The organism is Alteromonas sp. D210916BOD_24 (assembly GCF_047159385.1).
In the GTDB taxonomy this organism is placed as follows: Bacteria; Pseudomonadota; Gammaproteobacteria; order Enterobacterales; family Alteromonadaceae; genus Alteromonas.
On the sequence record NZ_AP038333.1, the window covers coordinates 3,872,423 to 3,889,655 of the forward strand.

Sequence of the window (17,233 nt, forward strand, 5' to 3'; positions counted from 1 at the left end):
CGTATAGGAGCGGCAATGCAAAAAAATTCTCATGCTTTCTCACAAGCCATTTCTCCTTGGGTACTAATGGCGTCGGCTCAGGGGGTCGCAAGTAAATATTGGCTTGAAGCGTTGGAGCTATATGGGGTGACGGCTACGCAGTTAGTAGATGACAACTTTTCTGGGTCTCAACGTTTAGAAGAGTTACGACAACAGATTTCCCCCTCTTTAGTTACCAAAGCATATGGATGGGCTGAAAAAGGGAGTAATCATGCCATTATTACTTATGATTCAGTTCACTACCCAGAGACGTTGAAGCAGCTAGATAGCCCACCACTAGTACTCTTTGTAAAAGGTCGTTATTCACTTCTGAATAAACCACAGCTGGCTATAGTGGGAAGCCGTAGAGCTAGTATTCAGGGGAAGCGTATCGCGCAAGACCTCGCTCGCCAGCTTTCTGTTTGCGGCGTCACAGTGACAAGCGGTCTTGCAGTGGGGATTGATAGTGCAGGTCACCGCGGAGGACTGGAGGGAGAGGGAAAAACCCTTGCCGTAGTTGGAACAGGGCCGGATAAGGTATATCCAGTTCAACATATACCGCTTGATGAGGCTATCGCAGCACAGGGAGGCGCGATTGTTTCTGAGTTTTTCCCCGGGCAAGGTCCAAGGTCTTGGCACTTTCCTCGCCGAAATCGAATTATTGCTGCACTTTCATTGGGAACACTGGTCGTTGAAGCAAAAATTAAAAGCGGCACCTTGATAACAGCAAATTTGGCCGCAGATCTAGGGAAAGAAGTTTTTGCGGTGCCCGGTAGTATATTCCATTCCTATGCCGAAGGTTGTCATTGGTTAATCCAACAAGGCGCAAAATTAGTTACTAATGTAAACGACGTCTTAGAAGAGTTAGGTATTGAGCCAAACTCTATACCAATTAATGTTGACAATGAAAAAGAAAAAAGTGAAGTGAATAGCTTGGCAACCGATAAATTATTAGCTAGTGTGGATTATGACATCACCGCTATTGATGTTATAGCCCAGCGCAATGCCATAACTGTATCTCAAGCAATGGCCTCATTATTAGAATATGAATTGCGTGGTTTGGTAGCCGCTGTCCCTGGTGGTTACGTTAAATTGAGGGGAAAATAAAATGTTCGATATCCTCATGTATCTGTTCGAAAATTTCATTCATAGTGAAACGGAAATTCGCGTTGACCAAGATGAGTTAACGGAAGAGCTTGTGCGCGCCGGTTTCCATCACGATGAAATATACAAAGCCCTCGCATGGTTAGAAAAGTTAGCGGCACTGCAAGAAACGGATATCAAGCCTTATTTTTGTAAGGGAATAAGTACTAGCTTAAGCCGCATTTACACCCGAGAAGAGCAAATGCGGCTGGATGTAGAATGCCGTGGGTTTTTGATGTTTCTGGAGCAAGTGAATGTACTTGATGCCTCGACGCGAGAAATGGTGATCGATCGCGTTATGGAAATTGATTCAAACGAGTTTTGTTTAGAAGACTTAAAATGGGTGGTGCTAATGGTATTGTTTAATGTACCAGGAAAGGAAAAAGCCTATGCCCAAATGGAAGACTTGTTGTTTGAAGAGCCCGATGGCGTCCTGCATTAATGCTTATAGTTATTCAGCAGGCGATGAGTTTTATTGAGCGTACTGTGTCGATGCAGTGCGCTTAGGGTTGTTATGTCAAAAATAGACCATTCTTTATTTACCGCTCACGAACATGCTCTTGATGATGACTTTGGTGACTGCCCAGAGTGCGGGAAGCCACTTCATATTAAGAATAGTAAATCCGGCCCTTTCATCGGATGTACAGGTTACCCAGAGTGCAGTTTCAGCAAACCTCTGCATGATAAACAGACGACACTTCTTAAAACACTTGAAGGGGTAACTTGCCCCAAATGCGGTGGAGAATTGGCGATTAAAAAAGGTCGATTTGGCATGTTTATAGGGTGTACGAATTTCCCCGATTGTCACTACATCGCACCAATCAAGCAACAAGAAGACACGTTGGTTGACTGCCCAAAATGTAAAAAAGGGCACTTGATATCGCGAACCAATAAATATGGAAAACAGTTTTTTGCCTGCAACCATTATCCCCATTGCCGATATGTGCTAAATTTCACCCCAGTGAACGAAGCCTGTCCAGAGTGCGGGTGGGGAGTGTTGATAGAGAAAAAAGGGCAACTCCAATGTCCTCAACCTTCATGTGGCTTCAAAAAATAATCCTTGCTTAGAGAGTATAAGATGTCTGACTACCTAAATGGGAACGTAAACACGTTTACCCCCGTTGAGGCGAACTCGTCTGCAAACGACCCGCTCATTAGTGCTTTTGAGAATGGGCAACTTTTGGTATACCCCACAGAAGCGGTGATGGGTATTGGCTGCGACCCGGATAACGAAGAAGCAGTAAATGCGCTTTTAAAGATTAAACAACGACCTGTTGAAAAAGGCGTTATTTTGATTGCGGCTACTTATAGTCAACTACTGCCCTATGTAAATGATAACGCTATTCGGCCAGACCGACGAACCGATATTTTCTCAAGTTGGCCTGGACCGAATACCTGGTTATTGCCAAAGTCAGACGCAGCCCCAAATTGGCTTACTGGTCATCACAGTAAGATAGCGGTGCGTGTAACTAATCACCCTGTAGTGATTGAGTTGTGTAATCGACTGCAGAAGCCCATTGTGTCTACCAGTGCAAACCTCACCGGTCAACTGCCAGCTACCACGTTACAAGAAGCTAAAGCGGTTTTTGGCGACTCGGTTGTTTATGTAGAAGGTGAAGTTGGTGGCGCGTCGAAGCCGAGTGTTATACGTGATGGGGATACCGCAGAGGTAATTAGAGCATGATTTCAGCTGAACTGTTAGACGGAAAAAACGCCACTTTCGTTATTGAGCAAGTAAAAACATACCTACTTAATTTACAAGACACTATTTGCCAAACGTTAGAGCTTGCAGACGGTAAAGGCCAGTTTGTCGAAGATAGCTGGCAGCGAGAAGAAGGTGGTGGTGGCCGCTCACGCGTACTAAAGAATGGCGCAGTTATCGAGCAAGGCGGGGTAAATTTCTCTCATGTGTTTGGCAGTCAAATGCCAGCCTCAGCCACCGCTAATCGTCCAGAGTTGGCGGGCCGTAATTTCCAAGCTATGGGCGTGTCATTAGTTATTCACCCCCATAACCCTTATGTGCCAACCTCACACGCCAATGTGCGGTTCTTTATTGCTGAAAAAGAAGGCGAAGCGCCAATTTGGTGGTTTGGAGGGGGATTTGACCTCACACCTTTCTATCCATTTAAAGAGGATGTGGTGCATTGGCATGAGACGGCTAAGAAACTGTGCCAACCGTTTGGTGACGCTGTGTATCCTAAGTATAAAAAATGGTGTGATGATTACTTCTTCCTAAAGCACCGCAATGAAACACGCGGAGTGGGCGGTCTATTTTTTGATGATCTTAATGAGTGGGGGTTTGAGCAGTCATTTGCGTTTATGCAAGCGGTGGGTAACGGTTATATTGACGCCTATGTACCTATTGTCGAACGTCGTAAACACATGCCTTATGGTGAGCGCGAACGCGATTTTCAATTGTATCGCAGAGGTCGCTATGTGGAATTCAACTTGGTGTTTGATAGAGGCACTTTGTTTGGATTGCAAACTGGTGGGCGAACAGAATCTATATTAATGTCAATGCCACCGCTCGCACGATGGGAATACTGCTACACCCCAGCTCCTGGTAGTGCTGAAGCGAAGTTGAGCGACTGGCTTAAACCTACGCAATGGTAGCTATCGCAATATAAAGATCTACCCCCAATTTTTAAATGACGCCGTAAACATTGTGTTTGCGGCGTTTCTTTTTGATCTACATCAACTTGTATAAGTAACTGCGATTCAGTTACTTATGAACATTGCGCTGGATCAATATTTTACTATTCCAAAGGCGTAAAGTGGCGACATCTTAATTAAACACATGAGAGACACACTATGCGTAAACACACTCTTTCAGCAATTTGCCTTACCCTCGCTGCACTTTCTCCTTTAGCAAACGCTCACCAGCAAGGTGACTGGATTGTACGCGGTGGTCTAACTACAGTCGCACCAGATGAATCAACGTCAAATATTATTGCTGGTGGATCTGATTTAGGTGTTGCTCTGACAGTCGACAACAATACTCAGTTGGGCATTAATGTCGCTTACTTTTTAACAGACAACATCAATATTGAACTATTAGCCGCAACGCCTTTTAAACACGATGTGAATTTTTCAGTAAATGATCCATTAGGCACTGGTAATCAACTTGGTGAAGTAACACACTTACCACCTACATTAACCGCCAACTATTACTTTAATGACGCCAATTCAGCATTTCAGCCTTATGTTGGTTTAGGTGTTAACTACACATTGTTCTTTGATGAAGGGTTTACCGGTGCTAATAGCAATGCAGGACTGAGTGATTTATCACTCGACAATTCCTTCGGGCTATCCGCTCAAGTGGGGATGGACTATATTGTTGACAAAAAATGGCACGTAAATGCTTCTGTGCGTTTTATTGATATCGATACTGATGCGTCATTCAAAGTGGGTGAAGCCGACGGTGTGGTTAGCGATATTGAAATTGACCCTTGGGTTTACACAATATCTGTGGGTTACACCTTTTAAGAATACACTTCTAGAATGCACTACTCATACGCCAGCAAGAGCGTAAACAGTAGCAGGGGACTAGCGCGCCGATAGAGATTTCTTTACGGCGCGCTCTTTTATTTGGTATTGATCATATGCTCAGCTAGTTGGTCTAAAGCCAGCAGGAGTTGCTGGGCCAATGCCATGTCATCTACCGTTTTAAACATGGCTTTGCGCATACAATACATCCATTGGTCTTTTAATGCTGGCGTTACCGTGAATGGCAGGTGTCTAGCGCGAAGGCGAGGGTGACCAAACTGCTTTTGAAAATCATCGGGTCCGCCTAACCACAAACTCAAATACAAAAAGAAAACGTGTCTAATTCTATCGAGTGGTTGTGGATGGATGGCCAATAATTCACTGGCAAGAGGATCGGTTTCCATGATGTCGTAGAACGCATTGGCCAGTGCCCTTACTTTCTCTTCTCCACCTATACGATAATATGGTGTACTCTTTTCGACATCATCGCTTTTCTGTTTTGTTTTAAATAAGTCTCGTATTCCCATGAAAAAATTCGCTGTATTCGGAAATCCTATTGCCCAGAGTTTATCACCAACTATCCATCAAATGTTTGCACAACAAGTTGGCGAAGACATTTCTTATGAAAAAATACTCGCGCCAGAAGAGGGTTTTGTCGGTGCAGCAAAAGCGTTCTTCGCACAGAAGGAAGCTATTGGGTGTAATGTCACCATGCCGTTTAAGTTAGATGCCTATAACTTTGCTCATGTAGATGACGCCGCCGCAAACGATGCGAAAGCCGTAAATACGCTGATGAAGACAGCCGATGGAAAAGTAAGTGGTTTTAATACCGACGGTATAGGCTTGGTGAATGATTTGCTTAATAACGGAGTGGTCTTAAAAGATAAACATGTATTGTTGTTAGGTGCTGGTGGTGCGGCAAGGGGCGTAGTATCACCACTATTTACAGCCGGTATTAATAAACTCACTATAGCGAATAGAACACTAAGCCGCGCTGAGCAAGTGGCAAAAGAAAGCCAATACAGCGAAATAGATGTTATGACCCTGGAAGATGTGACTTCGATTACACCACAGATAATTATAAACTCTACCTCGGCAAGCTTAAATGGAGCACTTCCATGCAACATGAGTGCAGCTTTCTTAAGTAAATGTGAAGCGGTTTATGACATGGTTTATAAAAATTCTCCAACACCTTTTATGCAAGAGGCATCAAAGTTAGGTGTAGAGAAAAGTCTGGATGGGTTGGGCATGTTAGTAGAACAAGCAGCGGCTGCATTCACTATATGGACAGGCGCAAAGCCAGACACTGCTGAGGTAGTTAACAAAGTACGAGAGATCATTAAGAGGTAGTGGCACGGCGCTTTATTGGGAATATAGCCCGGCAGCGCCGCTGATTAAACACGCGCTAATAAACAAACGGCGTTTTGAATATAGAGGACTAGGCGTCCTGTAAATATTCGTCTTTTAAATTGACGTAGTTAATTGCCGATTGCTTTAGAAATGCCATTTCACTGTCTTTTAGTGAGCGCTTCTTTTGCATAGGATTGCCAACATACAGATAACCACTTTCCAAACGTTTATTGGGAGGAACTAATGTGCCAGCACCTATGAACACATCATCTTCTACAATAACGCCATCCATAATAATAGCGCCCATACCAACAAGTATCCGACTGCCAAGCTGACAACCGTGCAGCATGCACTTATGACCCACTGTCACATCTTCACCAATAATTAAAGGGAAGCCTTCGGGGTTTTGTGCTGATTTGCGAGTGACGTGTAGTACGCACCCGTCTTGTACATTACTACGAGCACCTATTCTGATTTTGTTTACATCGCCCCTTGCCGCGACAAGTGGCCAAATGCTCGCGTCTTCACCTAATTCTACATCACCTGCAACAACAGCTGAGGGGTCTACATAGCAGTTAGCGCCAAGAGTGGGGGTTATAGATTTATAGGTACGTAGGGTCAAAGTGTTATTCCTTTTATATTGATACTTAGATGGTGCTACTATTTTTAGTATCGAATAATGAATGAGTAATAGTAACGTCACTTACTTTATCACGCTACTTACGGTATTTAAGAATACCGGCACACCTTTCCTCTATATAGTTATTAAAAGCAAGGCAGAGTTTGAATAGGTCTTAACAAATGATGTAAAGCACTCGATGAATCATGCTGAAACCACAAAGTAGTGCGTTTGTTGGCCGAAGTGGGTATTTGTTAAGCAAACAAACGCAATATTACACTTTTTTTAAAATAAGTGTTGACGTGAGCGCACAATTCCCTAAAATGCGCATCCGCTTCGGGGGTAAAGCAAAGCAGCAAGCCTCTTGGAGTAAGTCTCTACTACCTTTATAGGCCAGTAAAGGCGGGAGTTTAGAAGAGGCGCTTCAGAAAATAATTTTTCAAAAAGTGTTGACAGCGAAAACTTCCAGCGTATAATGCGCACCTCACTCGAGCAGGGTGAGTCACTAAGAAGCAACGGCTTCGAGTGAATGTTCTTTAAAAATTTAGACAAGACAATCTGTGTGGGCACTCGTTAAGAGTGTCACAACGACGATTCATATTTCGATATATTTAATTGAAGAGTTTGATCATGGCTCAGATTGAACGCTGGCGGCAGGCCTAACACATGCAAGTCGAACGGTAACATTTCTAGCTTGCTAGAAGATGACGAGTGGCGGACGGGTGAGTAATGCTTGGGAACTTGCCTTTGCGAGGGGGATAACAGTTGGAAACGACTGCTAATACCGCATAATGTCTTCGGACCAAACGGGGCTTAGGCTCCGGCGCAAAGAGAGGCCCAAGTGAGATTAGCTAGTTGGTGAGGTAAAGGCTCACCAAGGCGACGATCTCTAGCTGTTCTGAGAGGAAGATCAGCCACACTGGGACTGAGACACGGCCCAGACTCCTACGGGAGGCAGCAGTGGGGAATATTGCACAATGGGGGAAACCCTGATGCAGCCATGCCGCGTGTGTGAAGAAGGCCTTCGGGTTGTAAAGCACTTTCAGTTGTGAGGAAAAGTTAGTAGTTAATACCTGCTAGCCGTGACGTTAACAACAGAAGAAGCACCGGCTAACTCCGTGCCAGCAGCCGCGGTAATACGGAGGGTGCGAGCGTTAATCGGAATTACTGGGCGTAAAGCGCACGCAGGCGGTTTGTTAAGCTAGATGTGAAAGCCCCGGGCTCAACCTGGGATGGTCATTTAGAACTGGCAGACTAGAGTCTTGGAGAGGGGAGTGGAATTCCAGGTGTAGCGGTGAAATGCGTAGATATCTGGAGGAACATCAGTGGCGAAGGCGACTCCCTGGCCAAAGACTGACGCTCATGTGCGAAAGTGTGGGTAGCGAACAGGATTAGATACCCTGGTAGTCCACACCGTAAACGCTGTCTACTAGCTGTGTGTGAATTTAATTCGTGCGTAGCGAAGCTAACGCGCTAAGTAGACCGCCTGGGGAGTACGGCCGCAAGGTTAAAACTCAAATGAATTGACGGGGGCCCGCACAAGCGGTGGAGCATGTGGTTTAATTCGATGCAACGCGAAGAACCTTACCTACACTTGACATGCAGAGAACTTTCTAGAGATAGATTGGTGCCTTCGGGAACTCTGACACAGGTGCTGCATGGCTGTCGTCAGCTCGTGTCGTGAGATGTTGGGTTAAGTCCCGCAACGAGCGCAACCCTTGTCCTTAGTTGCCAGCATTAGGTTGGGCACTCTAAGGAGACTGCCGGTGACAAACCGGAGGAAGGTGGGGACGACGTCAAGTCATCATGGCCCTTACGTGTAGGGCTACACACGTGCTACAATGGCATTTACAGAGGGAAGCGAGACAGTGATGTGGAGCGGACCCCTTAAAGAATGTCGTAGTCCGGATTGGAGTCTGCAACTCGACTCCATGAAGTCGGAATCGCTAGTAATCGCAGGTCAGAATACTGCGGTGAATACGTTCCCGGGCCTTGTACACACCGCCCGTCACACCATGGGAGTGGGATGCAAAAGAAGTAGTTAGTCTAACCTTCGGGAGGACGATTACCACTTTGTGTTTCATGACTGGGGTGAAGTCGTAACAAGGTAACCCTAGGGGAACCTGGGGTTGGATCACCTCCTTACCATTACGTCGAAAGACGCACTTGATGCAGTGCCTACACAGATAGTCTTGTTTTTATTGAACAACACTTATGTTCTTTAACAATTTGGAAAGCTGATATTAATAGTAATCAATCAAAATTGAGTAACTGAGAAATCGAAAGATGAACTTTTTACTCTACTTGACTGAATTGCTTGTTATCAATCGATGATTTGATAGCAAGGCAATTCTTCCGATTAGCTTGTCATTCATACAGCGTAACTCGAGCAGAAGTCAAAAGGCTGTTTGGGGTTGTATGGTTAAGTGACGAAGCGTATACGGTGGATGCCTTGGCAGTTAGAGGCGATGAAGGACGTGTAAGTCTGCGAAAAGCTGTGGTGAGCCGACAAAATGCATTTGAACCACAGATGTCCGAATGGGGAAACCCACCTATTTATAGGTATCGTTACATGAATACATAGTGTAACGAGGCGAACGAGGGGAACTGAAACATCTAAGTACCCTTAGGAAAAGAAATCAACCGAGATTCCCCTAGTAGCGGCGAGCGAACGGGGAGCAGCCCTTAAGCTGTTTAGAGTGTAGTGGAATCCTTTGGGAAGAGGAGCGATACAAGGTGATAGCCCTGTACACGAAGCGTTCTTTACAGTGAAATCGAGTAGGTCGGGACACGTGTTATCTTGACTGAATATGGGGGGACCATCCTCCAAGGCTAAATACTCCTAACTGACCGATAGTGAACCAGTACCGTGAGGGAAAGGCGAAAAGAACCCCTGTGAGGGGAGTGAAATAGAACCTGAAACCGTATACGTACAAGCAGTGGGAGCCCCATCACTAAGTGCCTCGGCGCTCAGTGAGAAGCTCACCTGATGTAGCGCAGCGCTTGCTAAGCAGGTTGTGCGTTTTTTACGAACCGTCTCGCAGCGTACATAAAAGTACGTGAGAAACGGAAGCGTCAAAAACGATACAAGATGCAACGCAAGGGCAAGCGGGACATTTAGTGATGGGGTGACTGCGTACCTTTTGTATAATGGGTCAGCGACTTATATTTAGTAGCAAGGTTAAGTGAATAACGGAGCCGTAGCGAAAGCGAGTGTTAACTGCGCGTTTAGTTGCTAGGTATAGACCCGAAACCCGGTGATCTAGCCATGGGCAGGTTGAAGGTTGAGTAACATCAACTGGAGGACCGAACCGACTAACGTTGAAAAGTTAGCGGATGACTTGTGGCTGGGGGTGAAAGGCCAATCAAACCGGGAGATAGCTGGTTCTCCCCGAAATCTATTTAGGTAGAGCCTCGGACGAATTCCATTGGGGGTAGAGCACTGTTAAGGCTAGGGGGTCATCCCGACTTACCAACCCTTTGCAAACTCCGAATACCAATGAGAACTATCCGGGAGACACACGGCGGGTGCTAACGTCCGTCGTGGAGAGGGAAACAACCCAGACCGCCAGCTAAGGTCCCAAAATATTGCTAAGTGGGAAACGATGTGGGAAGGCACAGACAGCTAGGAGGTTGGCTTAGAAGCAGCCACCCTTTAAAGAAAGCGTAATAGCTCACTAGTCGAGTCGGCCTGCGCGGAAGATGTAACGGGGCTAAGCAATATACCGAAGCTGCGGCAGCATGTTTACATGCTGGGTAGGGGAGCGTTGTGTAAGTGGATGAAGGTGAGTTGTAAAGCTTGCTGGACATATCACAAGTGCGAATGCTGACATGAGTAACGATAATGGGAGTGAAAAACTCCCACGCCGGAAGACCAAGGTTTCCTGTCCCATGCTAATCAGGGCAGGGTAAGTCGGCCCCTAAGGCGAGGCAGAAATGCGTAGTCGATGGGAAACGGATTAATATTTCCGTACTTATATAATCAGTGATGGAGGGACGGAGAAGGCTAGGCAAGCTTGGCGTTGGTTGTCCAAGTGAAAGTGTGTAGGCTGAAAACTTAGGTAAATCCGGGTTTTTTTCAAAGTCGAGACACGAGACGAGCCACTACGGTGGTGAAGTTGTTGATGCCCTGCTTCCAGGAAAAGCTTCTAAACTTATGATTATATGAACCGTACCCCAAACCGACACAGGTGGTCAGGTAGAGAATACTAAGGCGCTTGAGAGAACTCGGGTGAAGGAACTCGGCAAAATTGTACCGTAACTTCGGGAGAAGGTACGCCTCTGTTTGTGAACACTTCTCGTGGTAAGCAAATGGAGGCCGCAGTGACCAGGTGGCTGGGACTGTTTATTAAAAACACAGCACTCTGCAAACTCGTAAGAGGACGTATAGGGTGTGACACCTGCCCGGTGCCGGAAGGTTAATTGATGGGGTTAGCGTAAGCGAAGCTCTTGATCGAAGCCCCGGTAAACGGCGGCCGTAACTATAACGGTCCTAAGGTAGCGAAATTCCTTGTCGGGTAAGTTCCGACCTGCACGAATGGTGTAACCATGGCCACGCTGTCTCCACCCGAGACTCAGTGAAATTGAAATCGCAGTGAAGATGCTGTGTACCCGCACCTAGACGGAAAGACCCCGTGAACCTTTACTACAGCTTGGCACTGAACATTGAACCTACATGTGTAGGATAGGTGGGAGGCTTTGAAGCATGGTCGCTAGATTATGTGGAGCCGTCCTTGAAATACCACCCTTGTATGTTTGATGTTCTAACATAGGTCCCTTATCGGGATTGTGGACAGTGTCTGGTGGGTAGTTTGACTGGGGCGGTCTCCTCCCAAATAGTAACGGAGGAGCACGAAGGTTAGCTAATCACGGTCGGACATCGTGAGGTTAGTGCAATGGCATAAGCTAGCTTAACTGCGAGACAGACACGTCGAGCAGGTACGAAAGTAGGTCATAGTGATCCGGTGGTTCTGTATGGAAGGGCCATCGCTCAACGGATAAAAGGTACTCCGGGGATAACAGGCTGATACCGCCCAAGAGTTCATATCGACGGCGGTGTTTGGCACCTCGATGTCGGCTCATCACATCCTGGGGCTGAAGTCGGTCCCAAGGGTATGGCTGTTCGCCATTTAAAGTGGTACGCGAGCTGGGTTTAGAACGTCGTGAGACAGTTCGGTCCCTATCTGGTGTGGGCGTTGGATGATTGATGGGAGCTGCTCCTAGTACGAGAGGACCGGAGTGGACGAACCGCTGGTGTTCGGGTTGTCATGCCAATGGCATTGCCCGGTAGCTACGTTCGGAACGGATAACCGCTGAAAGCATCTAAGCGGGAAGCCGGCCCAAAGATGAGTCATCCCTGACCTTTAAGGTCTGGAAGGGTTGTTATAGACGATGACGTTGATAGGCAGGGTGTGGAAGCGTTGTAAGGCGTTAAGCTAACCTGTACTAATTGCCCGAGAGGCTTAACCATACAACGCCCAAGAAGCTTTAGGCTTTTGAGTGTTGTAGACAAGCTAAGCTCTGAAAAGAGCCGCAAGTAGAGTGAAAAGTAGTTACTCACTGATTGAATTGATATCCAGTTTTCTAGATTGTTACCAGTTTTTCCTGGCAGCCATAGCGATACGGTACCACCTGACTCCATTCCGAACTCAGAAGTGAAACGTATTAGCGCCGATGGTAGTGTGGGGTTTCCCCATGTGAGAGTAGGACACTGCCAGGTCCCAATTCTAAAACAAAGAACCCAGCGAAAGCTGGGTTTTTTGTTTTAAGGACTAGCACTTACGTGCTACTCCCGCGGTCAACCGTCCCGAAGGGGATTCCCATGGTCTCGCAGAGCTCAACCGTTCGTCACTTGCCGCATGCCATTAGGCATCCGTCATGCACCTACGGTGAAGCGTTCCTTACCCCCATGTGAGAGTAGGACACTGCCAGGTCCTAATAAAAGAAACCCGCCTAACGGCGGGTTTTTTGTTTTTGCCTATTCGTAAATACTTCTTCTGATACGCACTTACAATGCATTAATCAATGAAAGTCTCTAGAAGGCATAGTGATCGCATCAAGCCAACTGGTTCTATCAATTAATTTTCCTGCTATAACATGCACTACGCCTTCTTTAGAGCATTCTACTACCCCATTCACTTGCAGTAATTTTGCTTTCAGAAAGGTTTGTTGTTGCGCTCGCGCGGTGGCTTGCCATACCACAACATTGATATTGCCCTTGTCATCTTCAAGGGTGAGAAAAGTCACGCCAGCTGCTGTACTTGGTGCTTGTCTGCCCGTTACAGCGCCAAGTACTTTTACTAGCGACCTATTTTTCTTATCCGCGAGGGTGTTTGACCAACTAATTCCCTTAAGGTCGTGTTGCTTTTTAAGCAGTCCAATCGGGTGATTATTCAATGACAGTCCCGTGGACGCATAATCTTCTAGTAAGTTCTCTGTTTCAGTTGGGGTTATATTGAGTTCGTCTGAGTTATCTTGTTGATCGAAAAGCGGCAGACTTGTTTGAGTATCCATTATACGCCAACGAGTTTGAAAGCGATTTCCAGCTATTAAGCGTAACGCATTTGCACTGGCGAGTGCTGCCAAATCGCTGCGTTTTAAATTGAGTTGTTGAATCTCGTGAATACTGCTAAATCCATTGATTGGTCTGTGCTTGATCAAATGTGTAGCCGACGCCTCGCACAGCCCTTTGATCATCGTTAAGCCTAGTTGAATTCGCTTTTCAGCACCTTTGATTACCAAAATATGTTCTACCTGTGAAGCATTAATACAGGGAGCGCAAACGAGAATACCGTGCCTCTTGGCATCTTGTACTAACTGGGATGGCGAGTAAAAGCCCATGGGCCAGCTATTAAGTAGGGCAATATAAAACTCCACAGGAAAGTAAAATTTTAGCCAGCATGAAACGTAAGCCAATACGGCAAATGATGCAGAGTGAGACTCTGGAAACCCATAACCAGAAAACCCTTTAATCTGTTCAAAGAGATTGTCTGCAAAGGTGTTGTCATAACCTTTTTCAATCATACCTTTAATCAGTTTGTCCCTGAACTCGAATATACGTCCATCTTTCTTCCAGCTTGCCATTGCACGGCGTAACTGGTCTGCCTCTCCACCGCTAAACCCCGCTGCTACCATAGCGAGTTGAATAACTTGCTCTTGGAATATGGGCACACCCATAGTCCGAGAAAGTACACTTTCAACCTCTTGTGAAGGGTATGTAATCACCTGTTTTCCGTGGCGACGAATAAGATAGGGGTGAACCATGTCACCTTGTATAGGTCCTGGACGGACAATCGCTATTTGTACGACTAAATCGTAGTAACATTGTGGTTTTAATCTTGGCAGCATCGACATTTGCGCACGAGATTCAATTTGAAAGACACCAACTGTGTCAGCGTTGCATATCATGTCAAAAACTTGTTTATCGTCACCCAGCTTTGTAATGAAGGGAATATTGATTTCCACTGGGTAGTGTTGATTAATAAGTTGAAATGTACGTCTTATCGCACTTAACATACCTAGTGCCAGTACATCTATTTTCAATAAACCCAGCGTTTCAATATCGTCTTTATCCCATTGAATAATAGTGCGCGCTTCCATCGCGGCGTTTTCAATGGGAACCAAGTCATACAGGGGGCCAGCGCTAATGACAAAGCCGCCAACGTGCTGTGAAAGATGCCTTGGTGTACCTAACAGCGATTCTGTCAGTGAAATAAGTTGTTCTACACGAGTATCGGAAGGATCAAGGCCAAGGGAAGACAGTTGAGATTTCCAAGGTATTACACTGTCTCTTCGATTAATTTGTTTAACCACAAAGTTCAGTTGTGACTCACTGAATCCCAAGGCTTTACCTACGTCTTTGAATGCCGATTTAAATCGATAACAAATCACGGTCGCGGCAATAGCGGTTCGCTCTCTGCCGTACTTGCGGTAGATATATTGGATGATCTCTTCGCGCCGCTGATGTTCAAAATCGACATCGATATCCGGCGGCTCGTTTCGCTCTTTTGATATGAAGCGTTCAAACAGCACATTAATTTGACGCGGATCGACTGCGGTGATTTCAAGACAGTAACACACTACCGAGTTTGCTGCAGAGCCTCGCCCCTGATACAAAATGCCTTCTCGTTTAGCGAACTGAACAATGTCATAAATAGTCAGAAAGAAATATTCATATTCCTGTTCAGCTATAAGGGTAAGTTCTTTTTCGATAATCTGCCGAATTTCTTTGGACAGTCCTTCAGGGAATCGTATTTTTATGCCCGCTTCTACTCGCTCCCTTAAATAACGAGTGGGCGTGTATCCGTCAGGCACAAGCTCAGCAGGGTACTGGTAGCGCAGTTCGTCTAGGGAAAAAGTGAACGACGTGGCTAAGTTATTGGTATTAGCTATCCATTTTTCAGGGTAAAGCTTTTTAATCTTTGCTAAAGGGCGCAATGCACGTTCTGCATTGCACAGTGCTTTTCGACCTATCTTGTGTACGGTGGTGTGATGTTGTGTTGCGTGCAGCACATGTTGTAAAGGCAGCCTTTGCGCGTGGTGCATTAATACACCGGTACACGCAATGATGGGAAAGGAGTATGTGGTTTGCAGGTCATTGTAGTGTGCAAAACGCAGGTGATCTCGCCCATCTAGTAAGCGTTGAGCACCTAAGTAAGCATCAATAAACGGGTGCTTTTGAAGCCACAGTGCCCAGTGGGTATCTTGTGATTTGTCTCCAGTGGGAAGCCAAATAAACTTGCAGTGACGAAGCGTGCGCAGATCCCATTCTGCCAGTTGGTATTCCCCTTTTTCTGAGCGTCTTCTTGCATTGGTAATGATCCGGCACAGTTCGCTGTATGCTTGCTTATCGGGGCACAATAAGATGAAAGAAAGGGAGCTATCAAAGACAAAGTAACTGCCTACAATTAAGGTGATGGGCAGGCGTTGTCGGGTAATTTCGTCATAGGCGCGAACGACACCTGCGACAGAACATTCATCGGTAATGGCAATGGCGTCATAACCGAGAAAAGCCGCAGTGGTAACCAGTTCTGCTGGTGAAGAAGCGCCACAAAGGAAGCTGTAATGACTTTGGCAAAAAAGCTCGCTGTACTTCACAATATCGCCTCTATTTTTACGTTATACACCGGCGTGTGACGCACACATATAGAGCTCATTTTTGTTTTACCACGGGCTACTAACAAAATACCCCCAAAGCCCACCACTTGCTGGCTTCATCTTTAAAGACGAGTAAACGTGCCCCTTGCTCTGTTTGAGCGATAAAGTAATCTCGGGTATAGGAGGTGTTGTGCCACCATTCACTGTTTAACCTAATAGGACCAAAACATATATGCGTTGCTTGGGTTAAGGGCTGGGGCTTTTCGAATATCAAAGTGGGTGTTACATCACTGGCATAAGCGCTGGTTTGTGCTGCCATGTGAGTTGTCATATATTCAAATTGATGACTATCTACTGTGCTAGGCTGAAAGGTACTGCTTTCACCTAGTTTGGCGTTGAGGCGGCCGATTAATTGTTTTTGCGCAATTTCATTAAATCGGTTGGAAAAAAAATCATGGCTATCACCGTCTACGTCTTCAAATTGATTGCACTTAAGTGCAATGCCGACAGCGGGCGCGGGTAAAACGAGGTTTTCTATTTTCAGCGTGATTAAGCTCAGCCAGCTGTTTGTCGATGACTGAGGGAGCGCTGAGTGAATGGTGAGTGATAACGTATCTGTTTCACGAAAGCAGATTTGCATAACGACAGCAGTGGTATTGAGATTTCGGGCACGCAGGTAATGGGATAAATCCTCAAGTTGTCGAGTAATAAAAGGCAACAAGTGTTGGGCACTTTCAATCTCAAAAGGTAGCTCGAGCGCATTATCATAATGCGCCGATGGCCTGAACAAGGTTACTCGGGGAACTACCTCACCTCGTAAAGCCGTGAGGTAGGTAATCGTGTTGTTGTCAAAGCGTCTTCCCAACTCGTGCACTGGCATGTTCAGTAGTTGGTGGATGTGACGCACTCCTACTCTTAGCAGTGCATCAATGATTTTTGAAGGCAGTGCGGTGAGGGTAAGTGAACACAACGCCAGAGTATGTTTTATCTTTTCAGGCGTAGCGAAATACGTATTGGCTTTGTGTAGTGCGAGAACTTTCGCTGCCTCAATAGACCAGGCAGATGCGAAGTTAAAGTGGGTTTGCGTAGACAGTAGTTCATGCTTAAGCGTTTGCCATAGTGCGTGATGTCCACCGTAGTAATGGGTTAAGTTATCAAGTCTTACCGCTAAGCCACTACTACTTTCAAGCACGATATCGGAAGCCAGGGGATAAAGTCGATGAGCCAGTTGGGTGAGTAGGCTCTTCTCATCATCTTCACAGAACGGCAAAATGTGTACATGAGGGCAGAGGGCTGCGGTTTGGGCTAGACCATAACCTATTTCAATACCCGCTTGGCGGGCATCGTGGTTGCATTGCATTACGCGATTATGTTTATTGCAGTACACCACTACGGCATTATTTGCGGCTTGGTGAGAGCTTTGTTTAACTAACGTGGTGCCTGCACTCCCCGAGGGATCGCCCTCCCTTAAGTAAGCATCAAGCGTGAGCTGATAGCAATGAAGATACAGCCACAACATGA

11 protein-coding genes and 3 rRNA genes are annotated in these 17,233 nt (G+C 46.1%); 10 read left to right on the top strand and 4 right to left on the bottom strand.

Features of this window, described 5'->3' with window-relative positions; translation table 11 throughout:
• Positions 1 to 15: 15 nt before the first annotated feature.
• The 6 genes from dprA (at position 16) to ACMCM8_RS16880 (ending at position 4,647) form a co-directional block, all read left to right on the top strand.
• The gene (gene dprA / locus ACMCM8_RS16855) at positions 16 to 1,125 is read left to right on the top strand and encodes a DNA-processing protein DprA (RefSeq protein ID WP_412723738.1); all 1,110 of its coding nucleotides are present in this window, start codon (positions 16 to 18) and stop codon (positions 1,123 to 1,125) included.
• A gap of 1 nt (position 1,126) precedes the next feature.
• A complete protein-coding gene (locus ACMCM8_RS16860) occupies positions 1,127 to 1,603 on the top strand; it encodes a DUF494 family protein (RefSeq protein ID WP_039228921.1) in 477 nt (158 codons plus the stop codon).
• 72 nt (positions 1,604 to 1,675) lie between these two features.
• Entirely contained in the window at positions 1,676 to 2,218 is a 543-nt protein-coding gene (locus tag ACMCM8_RS16865; RefSeq protein ID WP_412723739.1) for a DNA topoisomerase family protein, read from the top strand.
• A gap of 21 nt (positions 2,219 to 2,239) precedes the next feature.
• Complete coding sequence (locus tag ACMCM8_RS16870) at positions 2,240 to 2,845, top strand: Sua5/YciO/YrdC/YwlC family protein (protein ID WP_412723741.1); 606 nt, start codon at positions 2,240 to 2,242, stop codon at positions 2,843 to 2,845.
• A complete protein-coding gene (gene hemF / locus ACMCM8_RS16875; RefSeq protein ID WP_412723743.1) occupies positions 2,842 to 3,774 on the top strand; it encodes an oxygen-dependent coproporphyrinogen oxidase in 933 nt (310 codons plus the stop codon). The genes ACMCM8_RS16870 and hemF overlap by 4 nt, the downstream gene beginning before the upstream one ends.
• 198 nt (positions 3,775 to 3,972) lie before the next feature.
• On the top strand, positions 3,973 to 4,647 hold the full coding sequence (locus ACMCM8_RS16880; RefSeq protein ID WP_412723745.1) for an OmpW family outer membrane protein: 675 nt from the start codon (positions 3,973 to 3,975) through the stop codon (positions 4,645 to 4,647).
• Between the two features lie 98 nt (positions 4,648 to 4,745).
• Here ACMCM8_RS16880 and ACMCM8_RS16885 read toward each other — a convergent pair whose 3' ends face one another.
• A complete protein-coding gene (locus ACMCM8_RS16885) occupies positions 4,746 to 5,174 on the bottom strand; it encodes a group II truncated hemoglobin (protein ID WP_412723747.1) in 429 nt (142 codons plus the stop codon).
• Here ACMCM8_RS16885 and aroE point away from each other — a divergent pair.
• Positions 5,173 to 5,997, top strand: a complete 825-nt coding sequence (gene aroE, locus ACMCM8_RS16890) for a shikimate dehydrogenase (RefSeq protein WP_412723749.1) — start codon at positions 5,173 to 5,175, stop codon at positions 5,995 to 5,997. The two genes, ACMCM8_RS16885 and aroE, sit on opposite strands and share 2 nt — an antisense overlap.
• An 88-nt stretch (positions 5,998 to 6,085) precedes the next feature.
• On the opposite strand, the gene ACMCM8_RS16895 is transcribed toward aroE, so the two are convergent.
• Positions 6,086 to 6,619: a gamma carbonic anhydrase family protein gene (locus tag ACMCM8_RS16895; RefSeq protein WP_412723751.1), complete on the bottom strand. Its 534-nt coding sequence runs from the start codon at positions 6,617 to 6,619 to the stop codon at positions 6,086 to 6,088.
• A gap of 609 nt (positions 6,620 to 7,228) precedes the next feature.
• Here ACMCM8_RS16895 and ACMCM8_RS16900 point away from each other — a divergent pair.
• The 3 genes from ACMCM8_RS16900 (at position 7,229) to rrf (ending at position 12,335) form a co-directional block, all read left to right on the top strand.
• Positions 7,229 to 8,761, top strand: a 16S ribosomal RNA gene (locus tag ACMCM8_RS16900).
• A 275-nt stretch (positions 8,762 to 9,036) separates the two neighbouring features.
• Positions 9,037 to 12,086: ribosomal RNA gene (locus ACMCM8_RS16905) — 23S ribosomal RNA — on the top strand.
• A gap of 133 nt (positions 12,087 to 12,219) precedes the next feature.
• Positions 12,220 to 12,335: ribosomal RNA gene (gene rrf, locus ACMCM8_RS16910) — 5S ribosomal RNA — on the top strand.
• The 16S, 23S and 5S rRNA genes sit together here, the layout of an rRNA operon.
• 302 nt (positions 12,336 to 12,637) lie before the next feature.
• Here rrf and ACMCM8_RS16915 read toward each other — a convergent pair.
• Positions 12,638 to 15,712 carry an error-prone DNA polymerase gene (locus ACMCM8_RS16915; RefSeq protein WP_412723753.1) on the bottom strand — a complete coding sequence of 1,025 codons (3,075 nt, stop codon included), beginning with the start codon at positions 15,710 to 15,712 and terminating at the stop codon, positions 12,638 to 12,640.
• A gap of 79 nt (positions 15,713 to 15,791) precedes the next feature.
• Positions 15,792 to 17,231 carry a Y-family DNA polymerase gene (locus ACMCM8_RS16920; protein ID WP_412723755.1) on the bottom strand — a complete coding sequence of 480 codons (1,440 nt, stop codon included), beginning with the start codon at positions 17,229 to 17,231 and terminating at the stop codon, positions 15,792 to 15,794.
• Positions 17,232 to 17,233 lie beyond the last annotated feature (2 nt).

Coding starts and splice junctions, on each gene's coding strand:
- dprA (WP_412723738.1), top strand. CDS start 16: ATGCAAAAAAATTCTCATGCTTTCTCACAAGCCATTTCTCCTTGGGTA.
- ACMCM8_RS16860 (WP_039228921.1), top strand. CDS start 1,127: ATGTTCGATATCCTCATGTATCTGTTCGAAAATTTCATTCATAGTGAA.
- ACMCM8_RS16865 (WP_412723739.1), top strand. CDS start 1,676: ATGTCAAAAATAGACCATTCTTTATTTACCGCTCACGAACATGCTCTT.
- ACMCM8_RS16870 (WP_412723741.1), top strand. CDS start 2,240: ATGTCTGACTACCTAAATGGGAACGTAAACACGTTTACCCCCGTTGAG.
- hemF (WP_412723743.1), top strand. CDS start 2,842: ATGATTTCAGCTGAACTGTTAGACGGAAAAAACGCCACTTTCGTTATT.
- ACMCM8_RS16880 (WP_412723745.1), top strand. CDS start 3,973: ATGCGTAAACACACTCTTTCAGCAATTTGCCTTACCCTCGCTGCACTT.
- aroE (WP_412723749.1), top strand. CDS start 5,173: ATGAAAAAATTCGCTGTATTCGGAAATCCTATTGCCCAGAGTTTATCA.
- ACMCM8_RS16885 (WP_412723747.1), bottom strand. CDS start 5,174: ATGGGAATACGAGACTTATTTAAAACAAAACAGAAAAGCGATGATGTC.
- ACMCM8_RS16920 (WP_412723755.1), bottom strand. CDS start 17,231: ATGTTGTGGCTGTATCTTCATTGCTATCAGCTCACGCTTGATGCTTAC.